The 25,348-nt window shown below is 76.0% G+C and carries 18 protein-coding genes; 6 read left to right on the top strand and 12 right to left on the bottom strand.

The genetic code is table 11. From position 1 onward, the window contains the following. Positions 1 to 264: 264 nt before the first annotated feature. The 3 genes from M0638_RS06700 to M0638_RS06690 are packed head-to-tail and all read right to left on the bottom strand — an operon-like array spanning position 265 to position 2,340. The gene (locus M0638_RS06700; RefSeq protein ID WP_248666192.1) at positions 265 to 903 is read right to left on the bottom strand and encodes a hypothetical protein; all 639 of its coding nucleotides are present in this window, start codon (positions 901 to 903) and stop codon (positions 265 to 267) included. Beyond that, the gene (locus tag M0638_RS06695; RefSeq protein ID WP_248666191.1) at positions 900 to 1,340 is read right to left on the bottom strand and encodes a hypothetical protein; all 441 of its coding nucleotides are present in this window, start codon (positions 1,338 to 1,340) and stop codon (positions 900 to 902) included. The genes M0638_RS06700 and M0638_RS06695 overlap by 4 nt, the downstream gene beginning before the upstream one ends. Then, entirely contained in the window at positions 1,327 to 2,340 is a 1,014-nt protein-coding gene (locus tag M0638_RS06690; RefSeq protein WP_248666190.1) for a radical SAM protein, read from the bottom strand. The genes M0638_RS06695 and M0638_RS06690 overlap by 14 nt, the downstream gene beginning before the upstream one ends. Before the next feature lie 172 nt (positions 2,341 to 2,512). Here M0638_RS06690 and M0638_RS06685 point away from each other — a divergent pair, with 172 nt between their 5' ends. The 4 genes from M0638_RS06685 to M0638_RS06670 all read left to right on the top strand — a co-directional run bounded on the left by M0638_RS06685 (position 2,513) and on the right by M0638_RS06670 (position 9,787). Then, on the top strand, positions 2,513 to 5,785 hold the full coding sequence (locus M0638_RS06685; protein WP_248666189.1) for an AAA family ATPase: 3,273 nt from the start codon (positions 2,513 to 2,515) through the stop codon (positions 5,783 to 5,785). Between the two features lie 833 nt (positions 5,786 to 6,618). Next, complete coding sequence (locus M0638_RS06680) at positions 6,619 to 7,356, top strand: TlyA family RNA methyltransferase (RefSeq protein WP_345893001.1); 738 nt, start codon at positions 6,619 to 6,621, stop codon at positions 7,354 to 7,356. A 26-nt stretch (positions 7,357 to 7,382) separates the two neighbouring features. Continuing rightward, positions 7,383 to 8,360, top strand: coding sequence for a hypothetical protein (locus M0638_RS06675; protein WP_248666188.1), 978 nt, complete (start codon positions 7,383 to 7,385; stop codon positions 8,358 to 8,360). A gap of 155 nt (positions 8,361 to 8,515) precedes the next feature. After that, entirely contained in the window at positions 8,516 to 9,787 is a 1,272-nt protein-coding gene (locus M0638_RS06670; RefSeq protein ID WP_248666187.1) for an MFS transporter, read from the top strand. Positions 9,788 to 9,941: 154 nt separating this feature from the next. On the opposite strand, the gene rnhA is transcribed toward M0638_RS06670, so the two are convergent. From rnhA to ispH, 3 genes are read right to left on the bottom strand one after another with little or no spacing between them, the layout of a single operon-like run. Beyond that, the gene (gene rnhA, locus M0638_RS06665) at positions 9,942 to 10,439 is read right to left on the bottom strand and encodes a ribonuclease HI (RefSeq protein ID WP_248666186.1); all 498 of its coding nucleotides are present in this window, start codon (positions 10,437 to 10,439) and stop codon (positions 9,942 to 9,944) included. Next, complete coding sequence (locus tag M0638_RS06660) at positions 10,429 to 11,418, bottom strand: homoserine kinase (protein ID WP_248666185.1); 990 nt, start codon at positions 11,416 to 11,418, stop codon at positions 10,429 to 10,431. Before M0638_RS06660 ends, rnhA begins: the two co-directional genes overlap by 11 nt. A 59-nt stretch (positions 11,419 to 11,477) precedes the next feature. Continuing rightward, complete coding sequence (gene ispH / locus M0638_RS06655) at positions 11,478 to 12,485, bottom strand: 4-hydroxy-3-methylbut-2-enyl diphosphate reductase (protein WP_248666184.1); 1,008 nt, start codon at positions 12,483 to 12,485, stop codon at positions 11,478 to 11,480. Positions 12,486 to 12,888: 403 nt separating this feature from the next. Between ispH and M0638_RS06650 the strand changes: the two genes are divergently transcribed. Together M0638_RS06650 and M0638_RS06645 are read left to right on the top strand one after the other, a co-directional pair. After that, positions 12,889 to 13,431, top strand: a complete 543-nt coding sequence (locus M0638_RS06650; protein ID WP_248666183.1) for a hypothetical protein — start codon at positions 12,889 to 12,891, stop codon at positions 13,429 to 13,431. A gap of 256 nt (positions 13,432 to 13,687) precedes the next feature. After that, the gene (locus tag M0638_RS06645; RefSeq protein ID WP_248666182.1) at positions 13,688 to 14,815 is read left to right on the top strand and encodes an MFS transporter; all 1,128 of its coding nucleotides are present in this window, start codon (positions 13,688 to 13,690) and stop codon (positions 14,813 to 14,815) included. A 75-nt stretch (positions 14,816 to 14,890) separates the two neighbouring features. Here the strand turns inward: M0638_RS06645 and M0638_RS06640 are convergent, their stop codons facing one another. From M0638_RS06640 to glgX, 6 genes are all read right to left on the bottom strand, one after another. After that, positions 14,891 to 15,928 carry a Bug family tripartite tricarboxylate transporter substrate binding protein gene (locus M0638_RS06640; RefSeq protein ID WP_248666181.1) on the bottom strand — a complete coding sequence of 346 codons (1,038 nt, stop codon included), beginning with the start codon at positions 15,926 to 15,928 and terminating at the stop codon, positions 14,891 to 14,893. A gap of 263 nt (positions 15,929 to 16,191) precedes the next feature. Next, complete coding sequence (locus M0638_RS06635) at positions 16,192 to 17,226, bottom strand: amino acid ABC transporter substrate-binding protein (protein WP_248666180.1); 1,035 nt, start codon at positions 17,224 to 17,226, stop codon at positions 16,192 to 16,194. A gap of 135 nt (positions 17,227 to 17,361) precedes the next feature. Continuing rightward, on the bottom strand, positions 17,362 to 18,606 hold the full coding sequence (locus tag M0638_RS06630) for a GGDEF domain-containing protein (protein WP_248666179.1): 1,245 nt from the start codon (positions 18,604 to 18,606) through the stop codon (positions 17,362 to 17,364). Positions 18,607 to 18,817: 211 nt separating this feature from the next. After that, positions 18,818 to 20,887 (bottom strand): 4-alpha-glucanotransferase, encoded by a 2,070-nt coding sequence (malQ, locus tag M0638_RS06625; RefSeq protein WP_248666178.1) that lies wholly within the window; start codon positions 20,885 to 20,887, stop codon positions 18,818 to 18,820. Continuing rightward, entirely contained in the window at positions 20,884 to 22,668 is a 1,785-nt protein-coding gene (treZ, locus tag M0638_RS06620) for a malto-oligosyltrehalose trehalohydrolase (RefSeq protein WP_248666177.1), read from the bottom strand. The genes malQ and treZ overlap by 4 nt, the downstream gene beginning before the upstream one ends. Next, positions 22,644 to 24,902, bottom strand: a complete 2,259-nt coding sequence (gene glgX, locus M0638_RS06615) for a glycogen debranching protein GlgX (protein WP_248666176.1) — start codon at positions 24,900 to 24,902, stop codon at positions 22,644 to 22,646. Before glgX ends, treZ begins: the two co-directional genes overlap by 25 nt. Positions 24,903 to 25,348: the final 446 nt, after the last annotated feature.

Genomic DNA, 25,348 nt, shown 5'->3' with positions numbered 1-25,348 from the left:
GCCGGGCAGTCGATCCTCGCGGCCTCGCTGCATGCGGGCGGCGAGGTGGGAACGCGCCTGGGATCGGGCATGGGGCTCCTCGCGGTCCAGCGCCGGCGCCGGCGGCCGCCGCTTCGCCTGCGGACCGACTCCGCCGGGCCGAGGCCGGGAAGACAGCCCGCCGCCCATGCGGCGAGCCCGGTGCGGTGCCGTGCCGGCGAAGGCGGCGCCCAGCAGCCGGGCGCCCGGCGGGAAGCCGGCCCGGCCGTATCAGGGCGCGAGCAATCAGGGCGCGAGCAGGCGCGTGACCATGGGATGGTTCGCGGCGTTCCCCGTCAGGTCGCCCACGTTGCTGGCGAGCAGCGCGAATTCCTCGCTGACCAGCGGCGTGTCGAGGCAGAGGCGCAGGAAGGCGATCAGCTCGTCGTACCAGGCCCTGCTGGCCGGGTTCTTCTTCAGCGCGTCCAGCTTCTCCATCCAGATCCGCTGGTAGTCCTGGCGGGCCACCGGCTTGGTCATGCCGACGGCGATGGTGTAGCTCGCATAGGACTGGTCGGCGGCGAGGAAGGTGCCGACGTAGTGCAGGAAGAACTCGCCGCTGCCGTCCTTCGACGAATCCAGCCCGTTGATCAGGTCGCGGAACTCCTCCTCGCGCGTGATCGGCGGATTCACCGGCGATGGCCCGGCGAGCCACTTCTGCACCTCCTGCGCCCGCGACCAGGAAAGCTGGAAGCGCCAGAGCAGCAGCGCGCCGAAGCCGTCCTTCGGCAGGCCCAGGTAGCCGGGCGCCAGCATCGGGTCGAACTTGATCGAGGCATCGCTGCGCACCTCGGCGACCACCGCGACGGTGGCGGGTGCCGAGGCGTCCGCGCGCAGCAGGCTGGCGGGCGGCGCGGCGGCGCGGCGATCTTCCGGCTCTTTCATGGTTCCGTCTCCTTTCTGGGACAATCCGGGCCCGGGCTGTCTCCGTGGCGCGTCCGCAGGACGCCGATGGCCAGGAGATTCCGCAATCCCTCGCGCAGGTCGGTGCCGGATGTCACGGCATCGGCCGGCGCCGGCCGCGCCCGGGCGAAGGCGTCGGCGACCGCCTCGGGCGGGCGTCCGTCGCACAGCGCGGCGATCAGCCAGCTCGACACGTTCAGCCGGTGCAGCGCCGGGCGCCCCCCGCCGGCTCCGTCCCCGGGAAGGCCGGGCACGTAGGCGAGGCAGGTGGACAGCTCCGGCACCGGCCGAAGCCGCACGCCGGGGGCGAGCACGCAGTCGGGCAGCGCCCCGGCGCCGGGATCGGGCGGCGGCGCGCCACCGGCCGGGCAGGCCGGCCGCACGCCGCCGCCAGGCCGAGGCGGGTCAGCCGCGCGCATGGCCGGGCAGCACGCGCAGGTCGATCCCGTCGTTCAGCGCCTCGTCGAACGGGTCGGGCGCCGTCCAGCGCCCGTGGAAGGCGTAGGCGGAGGCGCGGCAGCCGCCGCGCGAGCCGTCATTGCCGGCGCAGTCGCCGCAGGCGCGCTCGATGCCGGTGCCGGCGCGCAGGCGGCGATAGGCCGGCTGGTGGCGCCAGATGTCGAGGAACGGCACCGCGCCCTCTCCGGCGACGCGGCCGAAATCGGCGTACTCGCGCAGGTACATGCAGCCGATGGCGCGGCCGGTGGCGTCGATCGCCGCCGCCTGCCAGCAGCAATTGCGGTCGTAGGGATGCCAGGACTGCATCACCGACAGGCCGGGCGGCGGGTCGAGGCCGCGTATCGCCGCCATCTGCTCCTCGAGCGACAGCGCCAGCTCGTCCCAGCGCCGCTTCGCGCGGCCGAGCGGGTAGAGCCGCAGCACGCCGACGCGCTCGGCGCCGAGGCCGGCGGCGAGGCGCAGCAGGTCGTTCAGCTCCGGCGCGGTCTGGCGCGTCAGGATCACCAGCGCGTCCGTCGCGATGCCGCGCTCGGCGCAGCGGCGCAGCCCGGCGCAGCTCGCCGCGAAGCTGCCGGGCACGCCGGTCGCGGCGTCGTGGGTTCCGGCGCAGGCGCCCATCAGGTCCACCAGCACGCGGCCGACGCCGGCCGCGCGCAGCGCGTCGGCCATGGCGTCGTCGATCAGCGTGCCGTGGGTGCGCAGCAGCGTCATCGCGTCGCGCGCGCAGCGCGCCAGCAGCGCCGGGAAGCCCGGCTTGAGCAGCGGCTCGCCGCCCTCGAAGTAGAACTGGATCACGCCGTCGGCGATCAGCCGGTCCGCCAGCGCCATCCACGCGTCGATGCCGAGCTCGGCCGGCTTCGGCGCCGCGTCGCAGTCGGCGTAGCAGTGCCGGCAGCGCAGCGGGCAGGCCTCGGTGACGCCGAGGCTGATCTTGGGCGGGCTGAGCAGGGCGGGCGGCATGGCGTGAACTCCCCGGCCGGGAGGGCCTTCGCGCCGGCCAGGCGCGGGAAGAAGAGAAGCGACGGCCAGACGCGGAAAGGAGCAGAACCGGCCCGGCGCGGGAAGCCGGACGCGGCGGTTCGGCGCGGACACGCGGGCGCGCCGCCGCGCGACGAATGCCTCGTTTCGCACCGTGTCACGCAATGTTACCCTGTCCGTGCCGTTCCGCAACTGCATGAAGTCGGCCGCCGCCAACCCTATGCCGCCGCTGCTCCACTCCCCGCCGGCCGGACCGGAGGGCCCGCCACGCCACTGCGGCGCCTGCGGCACGGCCGCGCAGCCGGGGGCGCGCTTCTGCGGGGCCTGCGGCCATGCGCTGCCGACCGGCTGCCCGTCCTGCGGCACCCTGGCGGCGAACGCGGCGCAGCGCTTCTGCACCGCCTGCGGCACCAGGCTGCACGAGGAGGCCGCGCCCGCCCCGCCCGCGATGGCGGAGCGCACCGCCGAGCGGCGGCTGCTGACCGCGCTGTTCTGCGACCTCGTCGGCTCCACCGACCTCTCCAGCCGGCTCGATCCCGAGGACCTCGCGGCGCTGCTGCTCAGCTACCGCGAGCTCTGCGCCGCCGCGGTGGTGCGCCATGGCGGCTACGTGCAGCACTACGCGGGCGACGGCATCATGGCCTGCTTCGGCTTCCCGCGCGCCCTGGGGCGCGACGCGCAGGCGGCGGTGGCGTGCGGGCTGGAGATCGCCCGCGCCATGGCGGAGCTCGGCCGCAACGTCGCCGGGCTCGACGCCGCGGCGCCCGCCACGGAGGCGCTGCTCACCGTGCGGATCGGCATCGAGACCGGCGTGGTGGTGGCGGGGCGGCTCGGCCGCCCGGGCGTCGCGATGGAGATCGACGCCATGGTGGGCGGCGCCCCCAACATGGCGGCGCGCCTGCAGGAGATCGCGCCGCGCAACGGCGTGGTGATCGGCGGCACGGTGTACGACCTCGTCGCCGCCGACTTCCTGTGCGAGCCGGCCGAGACCGCGCGGCTGCGCCTGCCGCAGCCCGCGCGCGCCTTCGTGGTGACCGGCGCCCGCGCCGCCGGCAGCCGCCTGCTGGCGGCGCGCCGGCGCGCCCCGCTGGTCAACCGCGTCACCGAGATGGCGCTGCTGGCCGAGCGCTGGGCGCGCGCGCGCGAGGGACGCGGCCAGGTGGTGCTGCTCTCCGGCGAGCCGGGCATCGGCAAGTCGCGCCTGGTGCGCGAGCTGCTCGACCGCGCCGCCGCCGCCGACGACCCGGCCGCGCGGCCGCAGGTGGTGGAGCTGACCTGCGCGCCGCAGACCGCCTCGACCGCGCTCTACCCGGTGATCGAGGCGCTGCGCGGCGCGCTGGAGGCGGCCGGGCCGAAGGCCGGACCCCGCGACGACATGGCCCGCCTCGCCGCGTTGACGGAGGCGGCGGGGCTGCCCCGCGAGCCCGCCCTGGCGGTGCTGGCCGAGGCGCTCGGCTTCGGCCCCGGCCCGGCCGACCTCGCGCCGCATTCGCGCCGCCTGCTGCTGATGCAGTCCCTGCAGGCCTGGCTGCTGCACCATGCCGCCCGGCAGCCGCTCCTGCTGCTGGCCGAGGACCTGCACTGGGCCGATCCCTCCACGGTCGAGCTGCTGCGCGGCATCGGCGATGCCGCCTCGGCGCACCGCGCGATGCTGCTCGCCACCTACCGCAGCGAGTTCGTGCTCTCCTGGCCGGACCGCGCCACGGTGCTGCGCATCGCCCTGCCGCCGCTGGGGCGCGCCGAGGCGAGCCGCCTCGTCGATCTGCTCAGCGGCGGGCAGGCGATGGCGCGCGAGGCGATCCTCTCGCGCGCCGACGGCGTGCCGCTGTTCATCGAGGAGTTCGTGCTCGCCACCGGCGAGGCGGCGGTGCCGCACACGCTGCAGCAGCTCTTCGCGGCGAGGCTGGACTCGCTCGGCGAGGCGCGCCTCGTCGCGCAGCTCGCCGCCGTGCTCGGCCGCGAGATCGAGCGCGACCTGCTGGAGGCGCTGTGCCGCCTGCCCCCGCCGGTGCTGGACGAGCACCTCGCGCGCCTCGTCGAGGCGGAGATGCTGGAGGCGACGGCGCTGCTGCCGGTGCCCACCTACACCTTCCGCCACGCCGTGCTGCAGCGCGCCGCCTACGAATCCCTGCTGCATGCCGACCGGCGCGCCTATCACGCCCGTGCCGCGGCGCTGCTGGCCACGCTGCGCCCCGCCCTGCTGCAGCGCCAGCCGGAGCTGATCGCCGAGCACCACGAGGCGGGCGGCGAGCCGGCGCTGGCCGTGCCGCTGCTGGCGCGCGCCGCGCGCGCCTCGCTCGCCGCCTTCGCCGTGACCGAGGCCGAGACGCAGGCGCGGCGCGGCCTCGACCTCGCCGCGCAGCTTCCCGCCGAGGCGATGGCCGAGGCGGTGCTGGGGCTGCTGATCACGCTCGGCCAGGCGCTGATCGCCCGCAAGGGCTACGCGAGCAGCGCCGTGCTCGAGGTGTTCGAGCGCGCATCGCGCATGGCGGGCGAGGTCGAGGACGACACGCGCATCCTGCCGCTGCTGCGCGGCCTCGCCTCCTTCTACCAGGTGCGCGGCCCGGTGGCGCAGGCCGAGGCGGTCTGCGCGCGCCTGGTGGCGGCGACCGAGCGCGCCGGCGATCCCGTCGCCCTGCCCGATGCCTGGCGCCGGCAAGCCTGGAACCGCCAATGCGCGGGACGGCTGGCCGAGGCCGAGGCCGGCTTCGCGCGGGTGCTGGCGGCGCTCGACGCCTCGGCCGGCCCGGACGACCTCGCGCGCCACGTCGCCATCGGCGGCAACGATCCGCGCGCCGTCGGCCTCGCCAATCTCTGCTGGCTCGACCTGTGGCGTCACGGACCGGAGGCCGGGGCGCGCCGCGCGCGGGAGGCCGCGGCGGCCGGTCGCGCCTCGCCGCACCCGGTCAGCGCCTGCTACGCGCTGGTCTTCGCGGCGCTGCCGCTGCAGGAGGCCGGGCACTGGGACGAGGCGCTGGCGCTGGCCGAGGCGGCGTGCCGCATCGCCGACGGCAAGGACATCCGGTACTGGATCGCGATGAGCCGCGTGATGATCGGCCGGCACCAGGTGGCGCGCGGCGACCGGGCGGCGGCGGCGGCCGGCCTCGCCGCGATCGCCGAGGGGCACGAGCGCTACCGCGAGACCCAGGGCGAGATCCTGCGCCCCTGCATCCTCGGCCTGCTGGGCGAGGCGCACGCGGCGCTGGGTGAGGTCGAGGCGGCGTACCGGGTGCTGACCGAGGCGGTGGCGCTGGCCGCCGAGGTCGGCGCGGAAGGCTTCCTGCCGGACCTGCTGCTCCGCCAGTCGCGCCTGCCCGGCCTCGGCACGGCGGCGCGCATGGCGGCGCTGGAACGTGCGCTCCGCCTGGCCCGGACTCAGGAGGCCTGGGCGATCGCGCGGTCGGCGCGGGCGGAAATGGAGCGGTAGAGCGGATCGCCGACGGGCGGACACGCCCGGCGGCGTGAATCCGCGCCGGGAACAACGAGCGACAGCGAACCGCGGCCCCAACCGGAGCGCGGTTCGCCGTAGGGCCGATCCCCGCCGGGCGCCCTGCCCCGCCGACGCGGCGGCTGCGCCGCGGGGCGGCCCGGAATCGCGGTTCCGTGCCGGCGCCGGGAGACCAGGCGGCACCCGGGCGGGTTGTCCCCCGAAGGGGGTATCCGGATATCCGCGTCGGCCTCAGCGCGCCGGAGCCTCCCCGCCGGGTCCCCGTGGCGCCGGGGCCGTGCCCGTTCCCGCGGGAGGCGGCGTTCCGGGCGGCGGCGCGCCGGGCCCCTCCGGCGCCGGCCGGCGCGCGCCGGGCGCCGGGGGCGGTTCCCGCGAAGGGCCGGGCGTCACGGTCATGGAAGCGGGCGGCGGCTCCGGGGAGCCCGGCGGCGTCACCACCATGCCGGGCGCGGGCGGCGGCTCGGCCCGCGGCGCCAGGATGCCGTCGCCCGTGGCGCCGCCGGCGGCCTGCGCAGCGGCCGCCACGGCGCGGAACAGGAGAAGGGCGGCGGGCAGGACGGCGAGCGGCGAACGTCGTGGACCGTGCATGAACGCGCCTCCCCGCGTCTTCGGCGACGGTCGCCGCCGCACCTCGCGGCGACGGCGCCCCGGCGGGCAGAACGGCGGCCGGCGGGAAAAGTTGGCGGGCGGGCCGGCCAGGACGGCGCCGCCATGCCCGCCGCATGCGCCCACATGGTCCGCGCCGCCGGCCCGTGCTTCACTTTCGTGTCGGACGACGGAAGGGCCGAGGGTCGATGGGCAGGGACGGGCCGGTGAAGCAGCGCGCGGACCAGCTGATGGTGGAACGCGGCCTCGCCGAGAGCCGCACGCGGGCGCAGGCGCTGATCCTGGCCGGCAAGGTGTTCTCGGGCGAGGCGCGGATCGACAAGCCCGGCGTCGCCATCCCCTGCGACCGGCCGATCGAGGTGCGCGGGCAGGACCACCCCTGGGTCTCGCGCGGCGGCGTGAAGCTGGCGCACGCGCTGGCGCATTTCGGCCTCTCGCCCGAGGGGCGCGCGGCGCTCGACATCGGCGCCTCGACGGGCGGCTTCACGGACGTGCTGCTGAAGCACGGCGCGGCCCGGGTATACGCGGTGGATGTCGGGCACGGGCAGCTCGCCTGGAGCCTGCGCAACGACCCGCGCGTCGTCGTGCTGGAGCGCACCAATGCCCGCTACCTCGACTCGGCGCAGGTGCCGGAGCCGGCCGGCCTGCTGGTCTGCGACGCGAGCTTCATCGGGCTGCGCACCGTGCTGCCGGCGCCGCTGGCGCTGCTCGCCCCCGGCGCCTGGGCCGTCGCGCTGATCAAGCCGCAATTCGAGGCGGGGCCGGGCGAGGTCGGCAAGGGCGGGGTGGTGCGCGACGCGCGGGTGCACAACGCGGTCTGCGCCCGCATCCGGGAATGGTGGGGCGGGCTGCCGGGCTGGCGCGTGCTCGGTATCGAGCCCAGCCCGATCCTGGGGCCGGAGGGCAACCGGGAATTCCTGATCGCGGCGCGGCTGGCGGGCTGAGGCGGCGGCGGGACAAGGCGGCACCGATGGGACCGTTCCTCCGGACGCCGCTGGCGCTGCTCGGGCGCCAGGGCACGCGCGCCGTGGCGGCGCTGGTGGTGATCGGCGTCGCCTGCCCGCCGCTGGGCCGGCTGGCGCGGCCCTGGCTGGCGGAGGCGGTGTTCGCGCTGCTGGTCCTCTCCTTCCTGCGCGTGGATGTGGCGGCGCTGCGCGCGCATCTGCGCCGCCCCGGGCTGATCCTGGCGGCGACGCTGTGGACGGCGCTCGGCGTGCCGCTCGCCTGCCGGGGGCTGGCCGGGCTCGCCGGGCTGCGCGAGTCCTCGCCGGGGCTGTTCCTCGGTCTGATGCTCCAGGGCCTCGCCTCGCCGATGATGGCCGCCCCGGCGCTGGCCGGGCTGATGGGGCTGGACGCGACGCTGGCGCTGGTCGTGCTGGTCACCGCCACGGCGCTGCTGCCCTTCGTGGTGGCCGGGCTCTCGGGGGTGCTGCTCGGCGGGGTGCTGGCGGTCGCGCCGCTGGCGCTGGGGCTGCGGCTCGGCGCGATGCTGGGCGGCGCGGTGCTGCTCGGGCTGGGGCTGCGGCGGCTGCTCGGCCCGGCCGCGATCGCGCGGGAGCGCGAGGCGCTGGACGGGCTGAACATCCTGGTGCTGCTGGTCTTCGTGACGGCGGTGATGGGCGAGGTGGCGCCGATGGCGCTGGCCGATCCATGGGCCTTCGCCGGGCTGCTGGCGCTGGCCTTCGCGGTGTTCGCGGCGCTGCTGCTGGGCACGGCCCGGCTGTTCCGGCGGGCGGGGCGGGTGCCGGCGCTGACCCTGGCGGTGGTGGCCTCGCAGCGGAACATAGGGCTGATGGTCGCGGCGGCCGCAGGGGCGCTGCCGGGCACGGCCTGGCTCTGGTTCGCGCTGTGCCAGTTCCCGATCTACCTCTCGCCGCTGCTGCTGCCGGCGCTGCTGCGGCGGCTGGAAGGCGGTGGCATGGCGGCCGCCGCGCGGCGGGGAGCCTGAGCCAAGGTCCGCCGGGACGCTCCTCCCGGCCGGGGGGCGCCCGGCGGCGGGCCGGGGCTCGACGGCGGCGTGCGGCCCGCCGGCACGGCGGCCCTGCCATGCGGCCGGGTGGCGGGCGAGACGCGCCGTCCGGCCGGTGCTATGCGGCGGGGGGCATGCCGCCCGACACCACGCCCGCCGCCGAAGCCACGCCCGTCGCCGGGCCCGATGCCGGGAGAGACGGGGAGAGGCTGCTGCGCCACCCCGGCCTGATCGGCTTCCTCGGCGCGCGGGGCCTTTCCCAGTTCGCCAACCAGATGCAGGTGGTCGCGGTCGGCTGGCAGGTCTACGCGCTGACCCACAGCGCGCTCGCGCTCGGCCTGGTGGGGCTCGCGCAATTCGTGCCGACGGCGCTGCTGGTCTTCGTCTCGGGGCAGGTGGTGGACCGCTTCGACCGGCGCCGCATCGCCTCGGTCTGCCAGGGCATCGCGGCGCTCGCGACCCTGGCGCTGGCCGTCGCCTCCTTCCGCGGGGCGCTGACGCCGGGGCTGATCTACGGGCTGGTCGCGCTGCTCGGCGCCGCGCGCGCCTTCGAGGGGCCGAGCGTGCAGGCGCTGCTGCCGGCGCTGGTGCCGGCCCGGCTGTTCCCGCGCGCGGCGGCGCTCGCCGCCTCCCTGCAGCAGACCGTCACCATCCTCGGTCCGGCCGCCGGCGGCCTGCTCTACGGGCTGGGCGGCGGCTTCGTCTACGCGCTCTGCGCCGCCTGCTTCGCCGCCGCCGCGCTGGCGATGCGCCGCGTGCGGCTGGAGCAGGCGCCGAAGCCGCGCGACAAGGTGACGCTGGCGGCGGTGTTCGGCGGCCTGTCCTTCATCCGCTCGCAGCCGGCCATCCTCGGCGCCATCTCGCTCGACCTGTTCGCGGTGCTGCTCGGCGGCGCCACGGCGATGCTGCCGATCTTCGCGCAGGACATCCTGGGCGCCGGCCCCTGGGGCCTCGGCCTGCTGCGGGCGGCGCCGGCCATGGGGGCGCTGGCGGTCTCCCTGCTGCTGGCCCGCTACCCGATCCGGCGCCGGGCCGGGGCCTGCATGTTCGCCGCCGTGATCGTGTTCGGCGCCGCGACGGTGGTGTTCGGCCTCTCGCGCTCGGTGCCGCTCTCGGTGCTGGCGCTGGCGGTGCTGGGGGGCGCGGACGTGGTGAGCGTGGTGGTGCGCCAGACCCTGGTGCAGCTCCACACGCCGGATGCGCTGCGCGGCCGGGTGGCGGCGGTGCACCTGCTGTTCGTCGGCACCTCGAACCAGCTCGGCGAGTTCGAGAGCGGGGTGCTGGCGGCGCTGGTGGGCGCGGTGCCGGCGGTGGTGCTGGGCGGGGTGGGCACGCTGCTGGTGGCGGCGGCGTGGATGCGGCTGTTCCCGGCGCTGCGCCGGCTGGACCGGTTCGAGGCGGCGTGAGTGGGGGCTGTCGTGCCGGGTGCGCGGGCATTTCGGGGCGCTGCCCCGGACCCCGGCAGGGAAGGCGCCGCCTTCCCTGCACCCATCCGCAAAAGGGCGAAGCCCCTTTGGAAACCCCTCGGGTAAGGCGGCGCGGGTGTTCCCGTCCCGCCCCTCAGCGCCGCAGCGACTGCCGTGCCTCGGTGGCCAGCCGGTCGGCGCGCTCGTTCATCGGGTCGCCGGCATGGCCGCGCACCCAGCGCCAGTCCACCTGGTGCGGCTTGGCAGCGGCCAGCAGGCGCTGCCAAAGCTCGTAATTCGCCACCGGCTCCTTCGCCGCGTTGCGCCAGCCGTTGCGTACCCAGCCCTTCACCCAGCGGGTGACGCCGTTGCGCACGTACTCGCTGTCCGTGTGCAGCACGACGCGGCAGGGGCGCTTCAGCGCCTCCAGCGCGCTGGCCGCCGCGGTCAGCTCCATGCGGTTGTTGGTGGTGGCGGGATCGCCGCCGGACAGCTCGCGCTCCGCCGTGCCGAAGCGCAGGATCGCGGCCCAGCCGCCGGGGCCGGGGTTGGGCTTGCAGCCGCCATCGGTCCAGACCTCGACCAGCGCCGCCGGCGCGGGGGCATCCGGCGCCCCGGTGGTCGGGCCGACCTCCTCGACGTCAGAGCCCATAGGCGCCGGGTCCCGTGGCGGTCTCGTGGAAGCGCAGGCGGCGCAGGTATTCCAGCGGGTCCTTGCGCGTGACCAGCGCGCCGGGCGGCGTCTCGGTCCAGTCGTAGAGGCGCGTCAGCAGGAAGCGCAGCGCGGCGCCGCGACAGAGCACGGGCAGCGCCGCACGCTCGGCCGGCGCGAGGGCGCGGCGCGACTGGTAGCCGGCCAGCAGCGCCCGCGCCTTGGTGACGTTGAAGGAGAGGTCCGGCTCGAAGCACCAGGCGTTGAGGCAGACGGCGATGTCGTAGGCCAGCAGGTCGGTGCAGGCGAAGTAGAAGTCGATCAGGCCGGAGACGCGCGGCGCACCGGAGCCGTCGAGGAAGAACACGTTGTCGGGGAACAGGTCGGCGTGGATCTGCCCCCGCGGCAGGGCGGCCGCTCCCTCCCCGCCGCCCGGCCAGTCGCGCAGGATGGCGGCCAGCGCCGCGTCCAGCTCGGCGACCAGGCCGGGCTTCGCCTCGTCGCCGCGGGCCCGGCAGCGATCCAGCAGCGGGCCCCAGGCGGCGGGGCCGAGGCCGTTCGGCCGCACCGCGTCGTAGCCCTCGCCCGCCGCGTGCAGCGCCGCCAGCGCCTCGCCGAGCGGGCGGCAATGCGCCACCTGCACCCGGCGCGGCCAGACGCCGGGCAGGAAGGTGCAGACCGCCGCCGGCCGCCCGGCCAGCGGGCGCAGCGCGACGCCGTCCCGCCCCGCCACCGGCTCGGGGCAGGCGAGGCCATGCGCGGCGAGGTGGCGCATCAGCCCGAGGAACCAGGGCAGCTCCGCCGGATCGACCCGCTTCTCGTAGAGCGTCAGGATGAAGTCGCCCGCCGTGGTGCGCAGCGCGTAGTTGCTGTTCTCCACCCCCTCCGCGATGCCGCGGAAGGCGATCAGCTCGCCCAGCGCGTAGTCGGCGAGGAAGGCGCGCAGCGCCTCGTCGGTGACCTCGGTGTAGACCGCCATGCCTGCCGTCCCGGCCTACGGGACCCGGCGCCGGAGGCGGCCCGCCATGCGGCCGGCCCTCATGCCGAGAGGGCGGCGGGCAGCTTGAAGGTGATGCGCTCCTCGGCGACCGTCACCTCCTCGATGTTCAGCGTGAACCGCTCGGCGAGGCGGGCCAGCACCTCCTCCACCAGCAGCTCGGGCGCCGAGGCGCCGGCGGTGATGCCGATCACGGAGAGCCCGTCGGCCATCGCCGGATCGAATTCGGCGCCGCGCTGCACCATGATGGCGCGCGGGCAGCCGGCGCGCTGCGCCACCTCGCGCAGCCGCACCGAATTCGAGGAGTTGGGCGCGCCCACCACCACCATCAGCTCGGCGCGCGGTGCGATCGCCTTGACCGCCGCCTGCCGGTTGGTGGTGGCGTAGCAGATATCCTCCTTGGCGGGGCCGACCAGCGCCGGGAAGCGGCCGCGCAGGATCTCGACGATCTCCGCGGTGTCGTCCACGGAGAGGGTGGTCTGGGTGGTGAAGGCCAGTTCCACGCCCTCGGGCGGCTCCACCGTCCGGGCCTGCTCGGCATCCTCGACCAGCGTCACCTCGCCGGGCGGGAGCTGGCCCATGGTGCCGATCACCTCCGGGTGGCCGGCATGGCCGATCAGCAGGATGTGGCGGCGGCTGGCGTGGTGGCGCTCCACCTCGCGGTGGACCTTGCTCACCAGCGGGCAGGTGGCGTCGAGGTAGAGCATGTTGCGGCGCGTCGCCTCGGCCGGCACCGCCTTGGGCACGCCGTGGGCGGAGAACACCACCGGCGCCTCGGCCGGCACCTCGTCCAGCTCCTCGACGAACACCGCGCCCTGGCGCTCCAGGGTCTGCACCACGAAGCGGTTGTGGACGATCTCGTGGCGCACGTAGACGGGCGCGCCGAAGCGGCGGATCGCCTCCTCCACGATCTTGATGGCCCGGTCCACCCCGGCGCAGAAACCGCGTGGCCCCGCGAGCAGGACGGTGAGGGCGGGACGGTCGCCGGGGGTCCTGTCGCCAGGGGTCTCGCCGCCGGGGGCGGCGCGGTCGGTCGGGTCGAAGGGCATCGTGTCCAGGCTGCTGTGGTCGGCCAGGCAAGAGAGGTGGTCGTGCCGCCGGGGGAAACCGCGCCCCGGTCCCTCGGACCGGTCACGGAACCGGCCGGAGGCCGGGCCGGGAGACGGCCGGGCGGGCCCGGCCGGTGCGAGGCGGGCGGCGAGCCCCGAAGGGCCGGGTTGCCGTTCCCGGTTCGAGGTGCCATCAGGCGGCGGCACACTACCGGTCGCCCGCCGAGGGGGCAAAGGGGAAGATGGAATGCGCCGAGCGTTTGTTCAGCCGGGTGCCACCCCGCGGGCGTTGGCGCGGGCCGGCCGGGGCGCCCTGTCCCGCGCGGCGGCGTTCGCCTGCCGGTCGCTGACGGCGCGCCGGCCCCCCCCGGGTACGCCGACGGTCACGCCGACGGGCACGCGGATGGCGACGAAGGCGGGCGCGGCGCTGCCGCTGCTGGGCGCGCTGGCCCTGCTGGGCGGCTGCGGCGACGCCTCGCTGCTGCCGGCGCGCTGCCCGCGCATCGCCATCCTGGCCGACGCCGCCGACCTGACCCAGTTCCGCCCGGGCGGCGGCCAGGACCTGACCGCCATGCAGGTGGATGGCCGCATGGTGGGCGTCAGCGGCCAGTGCGACTATGCCGGCCGCGGCCGCGAAGCCCTGAACGTGACCCTCTCGGTCGCGATCGAGGCCGAGCGCGGCCCCGCCGCCGAGGGCCGCACCGCCGACCTGCCCTACTTCATCGCCGTGACCGGGCGCGACGAGCGGCGCATCCTCGACAAGCAGCCCACCGTGACGACGGTGCGATTCGGCGCCAACACCACGCGCACCACCGTACGGACCGATTCGATGACCATCCGCCTGCCGCTCGGCGACCGCCACCAGGCGGAGGACTACACGGTGCTGGTCGGCTTCCAGCTCACGCCCGAGCAGCTCGCCCTGAACCGCCGGCGCGGGCCGCGCTGAGGGCGGCGCCGTGGCACCGGAGGATCCGACCGGGCCGCGGCGGGCCGGTGCCGGTGCCGGAGCCGGGGCAGGACCGGGACCGGCGGCCGGCCGCCCCGTCGAGGGTCCCGGCGCCGGTCAGGCTCCCGCTCCGGGCGGCGTCCCCCCCGGAGTCCCCCTGGGCGTCCCCCCCGGCGTTCCCCCCGGAGTCCCCCCCGGCGTCCCCCTGGGCGGCGGCGCCGCGCCGCCGCCCTCCCCCGCCGAGCGCCGGATTCCGGTGCTCGCCCTCGCCTCCTTCGCGACCGCGACCCAGACCTTCGCCTTCTCCGGCGTGCTGGGCGAGATGGCGCACGACCTCGGCGTGCCGGTGGCGCAGGCGGGGCAGCTCGCCACCGCCTTCGCCCTGGTCTTCGCGCTCTCGGCCCCGCCGGTCGCGGCGCGCACCGCCTGGGTGCCGCGCCGGACGCTGCTGACCGCGGCCCTGCTGCTGCTCGGCGCGCTGAACCTGCTCACCGCCGTCGTCCCCTCCTTCGCGGCGCTGTTCCTGCTGCGCATGCTCTCGGGCGCGGTGGCGGCGACGGTGATCCCGGCCGCCTCCGCCGCCGCCGCCACCCTGGCGGCGCCGGCGCGGCGCGGCCGGGCGCTGGCCACGGTGATCTCCGGCACCACCGTGGCGCTGCTGTTCGGCATCCCGATGGGCTCGGTGATCGGCGGCACGCTGGGCTGGCGCGGCACCTTCGCCTTCACCGGCATCATCGCCATCCTGGCCGGGCTCGGCGTGCGGCTGCTGCTGCCGGCGCTGCCCGGCGAGCCGCGCGGCGCGCCGCGGCTTTCTGTGCTGCGCCGGCCGGGCATCCGGGGGGCGCTGCTGGTCACCTACACCGCCTTCGCCGCCGGCTTCTGCGTCACCGCCTATATCGGCCCGGCGGTGAACCGGGTGTCCGGCCTGACCGGCGCCCAGGTGGCGATGATGCAGGTGCTCGCCGGCGTGGTGTCGCTGGTGGCGCTGCCGCTCGGGGCCCGCCTGGCCGACCGGGGGCGCTTCGGCGCGGCGGCGGTGCTGGTGGCGACGCTGCTCGCGGCGCTGCTGGCGCATGCGGCGCTGCTGGGCGGCGCGGCGGACGGCACCGGCCTCGCCACCCTGGCGCAGTGCGTGGTGCTGGTGTTCAGCTCCGGCAGCCTGTTCGCGCTGGCGCCGCTGGTGCAGGCGCGGCTGGTCGGGCTGGCGGGCGAGGCGCGCGGCGTGGCGCTGGCCTTCAACGCCGCCGCCCTGTCGCTGGGGCAGGCGACGGGGGCGGCGCTGGGCGGGGTGGCGCTGCACCTCGGGGGCATGCCGGCGCTGGGCGTCGCGGGGGCGATGGTGGCGGCGTGCTGCCTGGTCGCGGCGAGACGGCTCGGCCGGTGACGGGCGGGCGGGCGGAGCCCCCTTCGGGACCCCGCCTTCCCGTCCGGACGGGTCCGGAGGGTCACGCCGCCCGGATCAATCCACCCGCGCCCCGGAGGCCCTGATGAGCTCGGCGAAGCGCCGCTCCTGGTCGCCGCGGAACCCGGCCAGCTCCGCCGGCGTGGTCCACCAGGTCGTCGCCCCGTTCTCGTGGTAGCTGCGGGCGAAGTCGGGGTCGGCCAGCACCTGCCGCGTCAGGGCCGAGAGCCGTTCCACCGCGGCCGGCGGCAGCCCGGGCGGCCCCACCACGCTGCCCCAGGAGGTGATCTCGTAGCCCGGCAGGAATTCCGCGATGGTGGGCAGGTCGGGCGCCACCGGGCTGCGCTCAGCCGCCGTCACGGCCAGCGCCCGCACCTTGCCCTCCCGCGCGTGGTTCAGCGCGCCGGTGATGTTGTCGAAGATCATGTGCACCCGCCCGGCCAGCAGGTCCACCGTGGCCGGGGCGCTGCCGCGATAGGGCACGTGCACCATGTCCACCCCCGCCATGCGCTTGAACATCTCGCCCGACAGGTGGACCGTCGTGCCGGAGCCCGACGAGGCGTAGGAGTAGCGGCCCGGGTTGCGCCGCAGCAGGTCGATCAGCTCCGGCACGCTGCGCGCCGGCACCTCGTTGTTGAGGATCAGCAGGTTGGGCAGCTTCCACAGGCCCGAGACGAAGGTGAAGTCGCGCCCCGCGTCGTAGGGCAGGCTCGGGTACAGGCTGGGCGCGATCGCCAGCGAGGCGACGCTGCCGAGGCCGATCGTATAGCCGTCGGCCGGGCTGCGGGCGATCGCCGCCTGCCCCACCGTGCCGCCGGAGCCGCTGCGGTTCTCGACCACGAATTGCTGGCCGGTGACCTCGCTCATCCGCGCGCACCAGATCCGCGAGAGGATGTCGGTGGCCGCGCCCGGCGGGAAGACGTTGATGTAGCGCACGGGCTGCGTCGGCCACGCGGCGCGCTGGCCGCCCTGCTGCGCCAGCGCCCGCCCGCTCCGGCCGGTGCCCGTCGCCATGCCGGTCCCGGCGGCCAGGGCCGCCATGCCGAGCGCCCGGCGCCGCGAAACCGCGCCGCCGCCCGTCCTCTCCTCCGCCATCGCGGCTTTCCTCCCCCGTTTCCTGGCCGTGGTCCCGCCGCCGGCCTCGCCGGGCCGGTCGGCGGCCACCGACGACGGCGACCCCGGGCGCAGGCCGCGGTCCGGCCGGGACCGCCGCCTTTCGCCGGTCCCTGTTTCCGGCGCGGCTTCACGCCTTCGGGCATGCCCGTCCTCCGGCGATCCGCTCTACCACGCCGGTGTCGCGGGAAGCGCCAGGAATCCACGCCGCCCCGCCGGGAGCGGCGCGCGGCTCCGGCAGCGCGTCAGCGCAGCGGCCAGGCGTAGAGCAGGCCGCCGCGGGTCCACAGGTCGTTCATGCCGCGCGGGAGGCCGAGCGGCGTGTTCGGGCCGATGTTGCGGTTGTAGAGGTCGGCGTAGTTGCCGACCTGCCGGATCATCTGGAAGCCCCAGTCCTGCGGCAGCTTCAGCCACTGCCCGGTATCGGGCGTGACGCCGAGCAGGCGCCGGATCTCCGGGTTGCTGCTGCCGCGCTGCTCGGCGACGTTGGCCTGGGTGACGCCCAGCTCCTCGGCCGAGATCAGCCCCATCACCACCCAGCGGATCACGTCGAACCATTCGGGGTCGTCGCGGCGCACCACCGGGCCGTAGGGCTCCTTCGAGATGCGCTCGGGCAGGATCACGTAGTCGTTCGGATTGGGCGCGGTGGAGCGGGCCGAGGCGAGCTGCGTCGCGTCCGTCCCCAGCGCGTCGCAGCGTCCGGCGAACAGCGCGCCGGCCGCGTTGTCCAGCCGGTCGAACAGCACCGGACGGATCGGGATGTTGTTGGTGCGCGCCCAGTCCGCCGTCACCGCCTCGTTGGTGGTGCCCTGCATCAGGCAGATCGTGGCGTCGCGCAGGTCGTTGATGCTGCGCAGGTTGGCGTCGCGCCGCACCATGAAGCCGTGCCCGTCGTAGAGGTAGACGTGGACCATGCGCAGCCCGAGCGTGGTGTCGCGCGAGAGGGTGAGCGTGGTCTGGCGGAACAGCACGTCGATCTCGCCGGCCTGCGCCGCGGTGAAGCGCTGCTGCGCGGTGAGCGGCAGGAAGCGCACCTTGTTGGCATCGCCCAGCACGGCGGCGGCGGTGGCGCGGCAGAGATCGGCGTCGAGGCCGCGCCAGACGCCCTGGCTGTCGGGCATCGAGAAGCCGGCGGCGCCGACGTTGACGCCGCAGTTGAGGATGCCGCGTGCCTTGACGGCATCGAGCGTGCCGGCGGCCTGCGCCGGCGTGGCGATGCCGAGCCAGGCGGTGGCGGCCAGCGCGGCGAGGCTCGAGGCGAGGCTGAAGCGTCTGCGCATGCGTCCCGGTCTTCCTTCGTGGGAAAGGGCATGCTGGGGGCGCATCCCGCGCCGGTCAACGCGTCTCGCCGGCCGCCGGGACCGTCCCGCGCCCGGCCCGGCGCCGCCCCGCGCCCCGACCCGCCGCGGCGGCCGTCAGCCCGGCAGCTTCGAGGCGCGCAGCACGCGCGGCTCGCCGGCCTCCTCGGGCGCGGCGGGCCGCTCCTCGTGGCAGACACGGTCGCGGCCTTCCCGCTTGGCGCGGTACAGCGCCCGGTCCGCCGCGTTCACCAGGCCGGCCGGCGTGGCCCCGCCGCGCGCCGGGGCAGTGGCGAGCCCCAGGCTGATCGTCACCACCCCGGCGGCGGCGCCGGCATGCGGCCGGTCGAGCGCGCGCACGGCAAGGCGCAGCCGTTCCGCCACCTCCAGCGCCGCCTCGGTGCCGCTGCCGGGCAGCAGCACCGCGAATTCCTCGCCGCCGTAGCGCAGCGCGAGGCCGATTCCGTGCAGCGCCCTGGCCAGGGCGCGCCCCACCGCGCGCAGGCAGGCATCGCCCTCGGGGTGCCCGTAGCGGTCGTTGTAGGCCTTGAAGGTGTCGATATCGATCAGCAGCAGCGAGAGCGGCCGGCCACGGCGCCGGCTGCGGGCGAAGAGCCGCCACAGCGCCTCGTCGAAGGCCCGGCGGTTGCCGAGACCGGTCAGCGCGTCGAGGCGCGCATCGTTCTGGTGGCGCCGTTCCGCCCGCTCGCGCGCCATCGAGACCATGCCGAAGCTCGCCAGCAGCATGAAGACGAGGCCGCCGAGGATGGTCGGCACGAAGGCGCTCCCCGCCTCGGGCGGCCCCGCCTCGGCCGCCTGCGGCGCGAACAGGGCGTGCGCCACGCGGTAGCCGACGAACAGGATGGCGAATCCGAACAGGGCGCACAGCCACCATTCCGCCGGCGTCCGCTCCCGCATGGTCGCCCGCAATTCCTGCAACGCCCCGACCAGCAGCCCGAGCACGAGCAGGTTGCCGGCCAGCATGCGCGGGTTGATGCCGGCCACGGCCTCCGGCAGCAGGCAGGCCGCCCCCCAGAACGGCAGGGCGATCAGCGGCAGCAGCCCGGTGGGCAGCAGCGGGGGCGGCGCGTAGGCCAGCCGCGTCGAGGACTGCATCCGCCGGGAGGCCGACCAGATCAGCCCGCAGGCGATCAGGATCCCGCAATTCCCCACCGGCACCGCCGTCTGCGCCGGCAGCACGGCGCGGGCCAGGGCGCCGCCGCCGATGGCGAGGTTCGCCAGCGCCATGTCGAGCATGGCGAGATCCCGGCGGTCCTGCAGCCAGGCCAGCAGGCAGGCGCTGGTGGTCATCAGCACCACCAGCAGGGCGACCGCGAGCAGGGTCGAGAGATCGAAGGTCATTCCACCACGGATCCGGCATGCCAGCCCCGCCGGGCTCAGCGGGCGCGACCGGGCAGAAGACCTATCGGATACAACCCGGCGGGATGGCAACAATCATTTCAGCAACCAGGGGTGTGCCCCTCCGCCGCCGGGCCGGAACTCCCGGGCGGGAGGGCGAAGGGGGCCCGGCGACCGTGCCGCCGCGGCCATGGCCCCATCGCCGTCGGGCGCGTCAGCCGACCCGACGGCGCGCCTCCACCAGCCCCTCCAGCCGTACCCCGACCTCGGGCGGGTCGAGCAGCGTCGCCGCCTCGCCCGGCAGCCGGCGGCGCCAGTTCGGGTGCTCGTCCAGCGTGCCGGGCAGGTTGGGCTGCTCCGGCAGGGCCAGCACGTCCTCGACCGGGATCAGCGCCAGCGCGCAGGCGGCCGCGCCCGTGTGCGCGATGGCCGCCGCCGCGACCGGCGCGCCGTTCCCCGCCGGCGGTGCGTCGGTGGTCACGGTGCCGCTCTCGAGGAAGGCGCGCCACAGCCCCTGCCGGTCCTCGGCACGCGTCGCGCGCTCCCGCTCCGCGACGGCGTGGTCCTCGCCGAACAGGCCGAGCCGCTCGCGCCAGCCGATGTCGCGCCCCTCCCACCAGCCGGCCGCCGTGGGCAGGTCGTGCGTCGTGGTCATGGCGACGGCCTCGGGCGTCCACTCGGCGGGCGGCGTGAAGCTGTCGTCCCGGCGGCGCTCGAACCAGAGCACGCGCATGCCGAGGATGCCCGCCCGCGCGATCCGCTCGTTGAAACCTTCCGGCACGGTGCCGAGGTCCTCGCCGATGACGATCGCCCGGTGCCGGTGCGATTCGAGCGACAGCAGCCGCAGCAGGTCCTCCAGCGGGAAGCGCAGATAGGCCCCGTCCCGCGCCGTGCCGCCCTGCGGCACCACCCAGAGCCGGGCGAGGCCCATGGCATGGTCCACGCGGATGCCGCCCGCGTGGCGGAAGCCGGCGCGCAGCAGCTCGACGAAGGCGGTGAAGCCGCCGAGGCGCATCTCGCGCGGCGAGAAGGCGGTCAGCCCCCAGTCCTGCCCGAGCGGCGAGAAGATGTCGGGCGGCGCGCCGACGGAAAGGCCGGGCAGGATCTCCCGCTGGCGCGACCAGGCGTGGCTGCCGCCGCCGTCGGTGCCCACGGCGAGGTCGGCGATCAGCCCCACCGCCATGCCCGCCTCCCGCGCCGCCTTCTGCGCCGCCTGGAGCGAGGCGTCGGCCAGCCACTGGCAGAAGGCGTGGAAGGCGATCTCGCGCGCATGGTCGCGCGCGAAGCGCACGACGCCGGGCGCGTCCGGCGCGCCGAACCCGTCCGGCCAGCTCCGCCAGTGCCAGCGCGCCGGGTCGGCGCCGTAGAAGTGCGCGTGCAGCGCCTCGAAGCGCGCATGGTCCTCCAGCGTGGCGCCGGCGAGGCTGCGGAAGGTGACGAAGTCCGGGTGGTCGATGTGGGCGTCGAACAGCCGGCGCAGCCGGGCGTACTTGGCCGCCGCGGCCGCCTGCCAGTCCACCAGCGGCGCGGCCTCCAGCGCCGGATCGCCGAAGGCCGGCAGATCGCCGAGCGCCGCCTCGGGATCGGCGTGCAGGGCATTGAGCCAGAGCCGGGTGGAAGGCGCGTAGGGCCCGTACTTGCCGGTATCCGCCGCGAAGGGCGCATGCAGCGGCGACATCGCCACCGCCTCGGCGCCGCGACGCGCCGCCGCCCGGGCGAGCTGGGCGAGGCCGGTGAGGTCGCCGATGCCGCCATCCCCGCGCCGGCGCAGCGCGTAGAGCTGCGCCGCCAGCCCCCAGGAACGGGCGCCGTGCCGGCCATCCTCCCCTCCCCGCCTCCCGCCCTGGGCCGCCGCCGCGTCCGCCAGGGTGAAGCAGCGCGCGGGCGCCACGGCGATGGTGGTATGCCCGCCATCCAGCTCCAGCCGGTGGTAGCCGGGCTCGCGCTGCGCCGGCAGCCGCGCCTCGCCGCCCCAGCCGGTCTCCATCCGGCCCTCCACCAGCAGCCCGTCCTGCATGTGCAGCCGGAAGCGATGGCCTGGCACGGCGCCGGGGATGGCGACGCCGTCCGGGCCGACCGGGCAGGTCAGCAGCGGCGGCAGCCGCCCGGCATCCGCGCGCAGGCCGGCGCGCGCCTCCTCCGGCCGGTCGGCGTCGATGCCGAGGGCGGCGAGCACGCGGCGCAGCGTCTCCGGCGCGACGGTGTGCGTCTCGCCGCGCACGTCGCGCCATTCGACGCTGATGCCGGCCTCCTCGGCGAGCGCGTGCAGGGCGGAATCGGTCATCGGGCTGGTTCCAGCAGGGCAACGGTGGTGTAGGCCGGCAGCGTGCCCTTGCCGAGGGCCGACGCGGCGCCGGGCGTGGTCTCGAACAGCAGGGGCCCGGGGCGCGGAGCGCAGGGCACGGCCCCGGCGCCGAGGTTGACGGCGAGGGTCAGCACGGCCCCGTCGCCGAGCCGCCAGCGCGCCGCCACCGCCTTCTCCCCCACCGCCCCGGCGTCCAGCGCGGCGGCGCCGGGCAGGCGCGGGACGATCTCGGCGCGGCGCAGCGCCAGCAGGCGCCGGTGCAGCGCGAGGATCGCGGCGTGCGGCTCCCGCGCCGCCTCGGCCGGGTCCGGGATGCTGTCGGTGAACGTCCTCTCCGCGTTGGGATCGGGGATGCGCTCGCGCTTCTCCGGGTCCCTGAAGGCGGCGAACCTGGCGAATTCCCTGCGCCGCCCCTCGCGCACCAGACCGGCCAGCTCGCCGTGGTGGTCGGTGAAGAACAGGAAGGGCGCGGTGGCGCCCCACTCCTCGCCCATGAACAGCATCGGGATCTGCGGCGAGAGCAGCAGCAGCGCGGTGGCGGCGTTCAGCGCCTCGGGCGGGGCCAGGGCGGCGAGGCGCTCGCCGAAGGCGCGGTTGCCCACCTGGTCGTGGTTCTGCAGGAACAGCACGAAGGCCGTCGGCGGCAGGTGCGCCGAGGGCTCGCCCCGCGCATGGCCGAGATTCGCCGATTCCTGCCCCTGGAACAGGAAGCCCTCGCGCAGCGCCACGGCGAGCTTGGCCGCGCCGTCATCGGCGAAGTCGCCGTAGTAGGCGTCGCGCTCGCCGGTCAGCAGCGGGTGCAGGATGTTGTGGCCGTCGTCGTTCCACTGCGCGTCGAAGCCGGGGGCGCCGGGTCCGGCGCGCAGCCTGCTCGCGGTGTTCGCCTCGTTCTCCAGCACGAGATGGACCTCGCGATCCGTGATCTCGCGCCGGATGCGGGCGGCGAGGTGGTCGAGCCAGGACTGCTCGGCGATGGCGTGCACGGCGTCGAGGCGCAGCCCGTCGAAGCGGTACTCGTTCAGCCAGTAGAGCGCGTTCTCCTCGAAGAAGGCGCGCACGGGCGCCTTGCGGAAGTCGATCGCGGCGCCCCAGGGCGTGTGGACGCCCTCGTCGAAGAAGGGCTTCGCGAAGGCATGCAGGTAGGCGCCGTCCGGGCCGAAGTGGTTGTACACCACGTCGAGGAAGATCATCAGCCCGTGGCCGTGCGCGGCATCGACGAGGGACTTCAGCGCCTCCGGCGTGCCGAGCGCGGCATCCGGCGCGTAGGGCAGCACGCCGTCGTAGCCCCAGTTGCGCCGCCCCGGGAAGTCGGCGATCGGCATCAGCTCGACGGCGGTGACGCCGAGCGCCGCGAGGCGCGGCAGCATCGCCTCGATGCCCGCGAAGCCGCCGCAGGCGCCGGCATGCAGCTCGTAGAGCACCGTCTCGTGCCAGGGCCGGCCGCGCCATTCCGGATGCTTCCAGCGATGGGCGGCGGGATCGACCACCACCGAGGCGTCGTGCACGTCGCCCGCCTGGAAGCGCGAGGCGGGGTCCGGCACGGACAGGTCCGGCGAGACGCGGAATTTGTAGCGCGCCCCCGCGCCCACCGGGGCGGTCGCCGCGTACCAGCCCTCGCCCTCGGCCCGCATCGGCTGCGGGGCGCGCCCCTCCACCTCCAGCGCCACGCCCACGCCGTCCGGCGCCCAGAGACGGAAGCGCGTCTCGCGGTCGGACAGCAGAGTCGCCCCCCAGCTCAGGGACTGAACGAAACCACCCATGCAGGATCCACCTTCGCGGCAAGCAGCACCGCCGAGCGCGGCGCCACCGCTACAGCGCGAACCCCGAGCGGTCGTTCCACCGCCTCCGGGTCGGCGCTGTCGAGCACGAGATCCCAGTTCAGCGGCGGATCGGGCAGCAGGAAGCGGCGCGGCACGCCGTCGGCGTTGAGCAGCAGCAGCGTCGCCACCAGCGCGCCCGCCCGTCTGCCCTCCCGCCCGCCTTCCCGCCTGTCCTCCCGCCTGTCCTCCCGCCGGGGCGCGGCGCGGCCGAACGGCGCGGCGCCGGCCGCCCAGCCCCGCCCCGGCGCCTCCGAATCGGCCGGGGAGGGGGCCGGCTCGGGCGCCGGCGCCGCGCGCCAGAGCGCCAGGGTGCGCACCTCCGGCTCGCCCCAGGCCTCGGGCATCATCGGCCGCCCCTCCAGGTCGAACCAGGCGATCTCCGGGATTCCGGGGGCCAGGGTGGCGCCGTGCTGGAAGCGGGTCGGGCGCAGCGGCGGCAGGCGGCGGCGCAGCGCGGCGCAGCGCGCGGCGAAGGCCGTGAGCTGGCGGGCCGCCGGCGTCGCGGCGCGCTCCCAGTCGACCCAGGAGGTCTCGTTGTCCTGGCAGTAGGCGTTGTTGTTGCCGCCCTGGGTGCGGTCCATCTCGTCGCCGGCCAGCAGCATCGGCGTGCCGGCCGAGAGGAACAGCGTGGCCAGCATGGCCCGCTTCAGCCGGCCGCGCACGGCGTTGACCGCGGAATCCGCCGTCTCCCCCTCCACGCCCCAATTGCCGCCGTGGTTGTCGCCGTGGCCGTCGCGGTTCCCCTCGCCGTTGGCCTCGTTGTGCTTCTCCACGTAGGTGACGAGGTCGTGCAGCGTGAAGCCGTCATGCGCCGCGACGAAGTTGATGCTCGCCCAGGGCCGGCGGCAGCGCCGGTCGAACTGCGCCGCCGAGCCCGCGAGGCGCGAGGCGATGTCGGGCCGCCTTCCCGCGTCGCCGCGCCAGAAGCGGCGCACCCCGTCGCGGAAGCCGTCGTTCCATTCCGCCCAGCCGGGCGGGTGGTTGCCCACCTGCCAGCCCCCCGGGCCGATGTCCCAGGGCTCGGAGATCAGCTTGACGCGGTTCAGCACGGGGTCCTGGCGCACCGCGTCGAAGAAGCCCGCGCCGGGGTCGAAGCCACCCCCCGCCTCTCGCCCGAGCACGGTGCCGAGGTCGAAGCGGAATCCGTCCACGTGGTAGCGCTCGACCCAGTGGCGCAGGCTGTCCATCACCATCTGCAGCACGCGCGGATGGGTGGCGTTGATGGTGTTGCCGGTGCCGGTGTCGTTGACGTAGCGGCGCGGGTCGTCGGGGCGCAGCCGGTAGTAGGAGCGGTTGTCGAGGCCGCGCCAGGAGAGGGTGGGGCCGGTCTCGTCGCCCTCGCAGGTGTGGTTGTACACCACGTCGAGGATCACCTCGATGCCGGCCGCGTGCAGCCGCCGCACCGCGATGCGGATCTCGTCGGACCCGCCGCCGGCGAGGTAGCGCGGCTCCGGCGCGAAGTAGGCGAGCGGCTGGTAGCCCCAGTAGTTGCGCAGGCCCTGGCGCACCAGGAAGCGGTCCTGCGCGAAGGCCTGCACCGGCAGCAGCTCCACCGCCGTGACGCCGAGGCGCTTCAGGTGCGCGATCACCGCCGGATGCGCGAGGCCCGCGAAGGTGCCCCGCTCCGGCGCCGGCACCGCCGGGTGGCGCATGGTCAGGCCGCGCAGATGCGCCTCGTAGATCACCGTGTCGGCCCAGGGGATGGCGGGCGGGCGGTCCTCGCCCCAGTCGAAGCTCTCGTCCACCACCACGGCCTTGGGCATGGCGGGCGCGCTGTCGCGCCGGTCGAAGGAGAGGTCGGCGCGGGCACCGGCGCTGCGGAAGCCGTACAGCGCGTCGGTCCAGTGGATCTCGCCGAGCAGGCGGCGCGCGTAGGGGTCCAGCAGCAGCTTGTGCGGGTTGAAGCGGTCGCCGTGCTGCGGCTCGTAGGGGCCGTGCGCGCGGTAGCCGTAGACGAGGCCGGGCCGTGCCTCCGGCAGATAGCCGTGCCACACCTCGTCGGTGCATTCGGGCAGGCTCAGGCGGCGCGTCTCGTGCCGGCCCGACGGGTCGAACAGGCAGAGCTCCACCGAATGGGCATGGGCGGAGAACACGGCGAAATTCACGCCGAGACCGTCGAAGGTCGCGCCGAGCGGGTAGGGTCGGCCGGGCAGGAGGCGGTCCGGAACTGTCATGTTGACGACAGGAGCAAGGCCCGGCGCGGGTGACAAGCCCGGCGTGGCACCACGCCGCGGGATCGCGGACCGCCCCTTTGCACCCTCCGGCCGGCAGGACCGGGCGCGCCGCGGCCGAGGACGCTAGAGCCGATCCAGCCTGACTGTATCAGGCCGGAACGGCTCTAGCCTTTGATTTTTCGCATTTTCCGAGCCGCTGAGCGAGGACGCTCAGCTTGAAAATGCTCTAGGCTCGCGGCGGTGCGGCGCCCCCTGCCCCGCCTGCCACGACACGGCGGTGATCCGCCGCCCCGGCCCGACGTGGGAACGCCGGGACGGGCCGACGGGGTGGATGGTAGAGAGGCGGGGGATGAACCCGCCGGCGCCGGACAGGCGGGCGCCGGTGGTGGACCACCCGGCGGCGGCGTTCCCGGAACGCCGCGCCGGCCCGCGCGCGCAACCCGTTC

The organism is Roseomonas acroporae, assembly GCF_023223525.1.
Lineage (GTDB): Bacteria > Pseudomonadota > Alphaproteobacteria > Acetobacterales > Acetobacteraceae > Roseomonas_E > Roseomonas_E acroporae.
The sequence above is the reverse complement of the archived record's forward strand: the minus strand, read 5'-3'. Positions and strand labels throughout refer to the sequence as shown.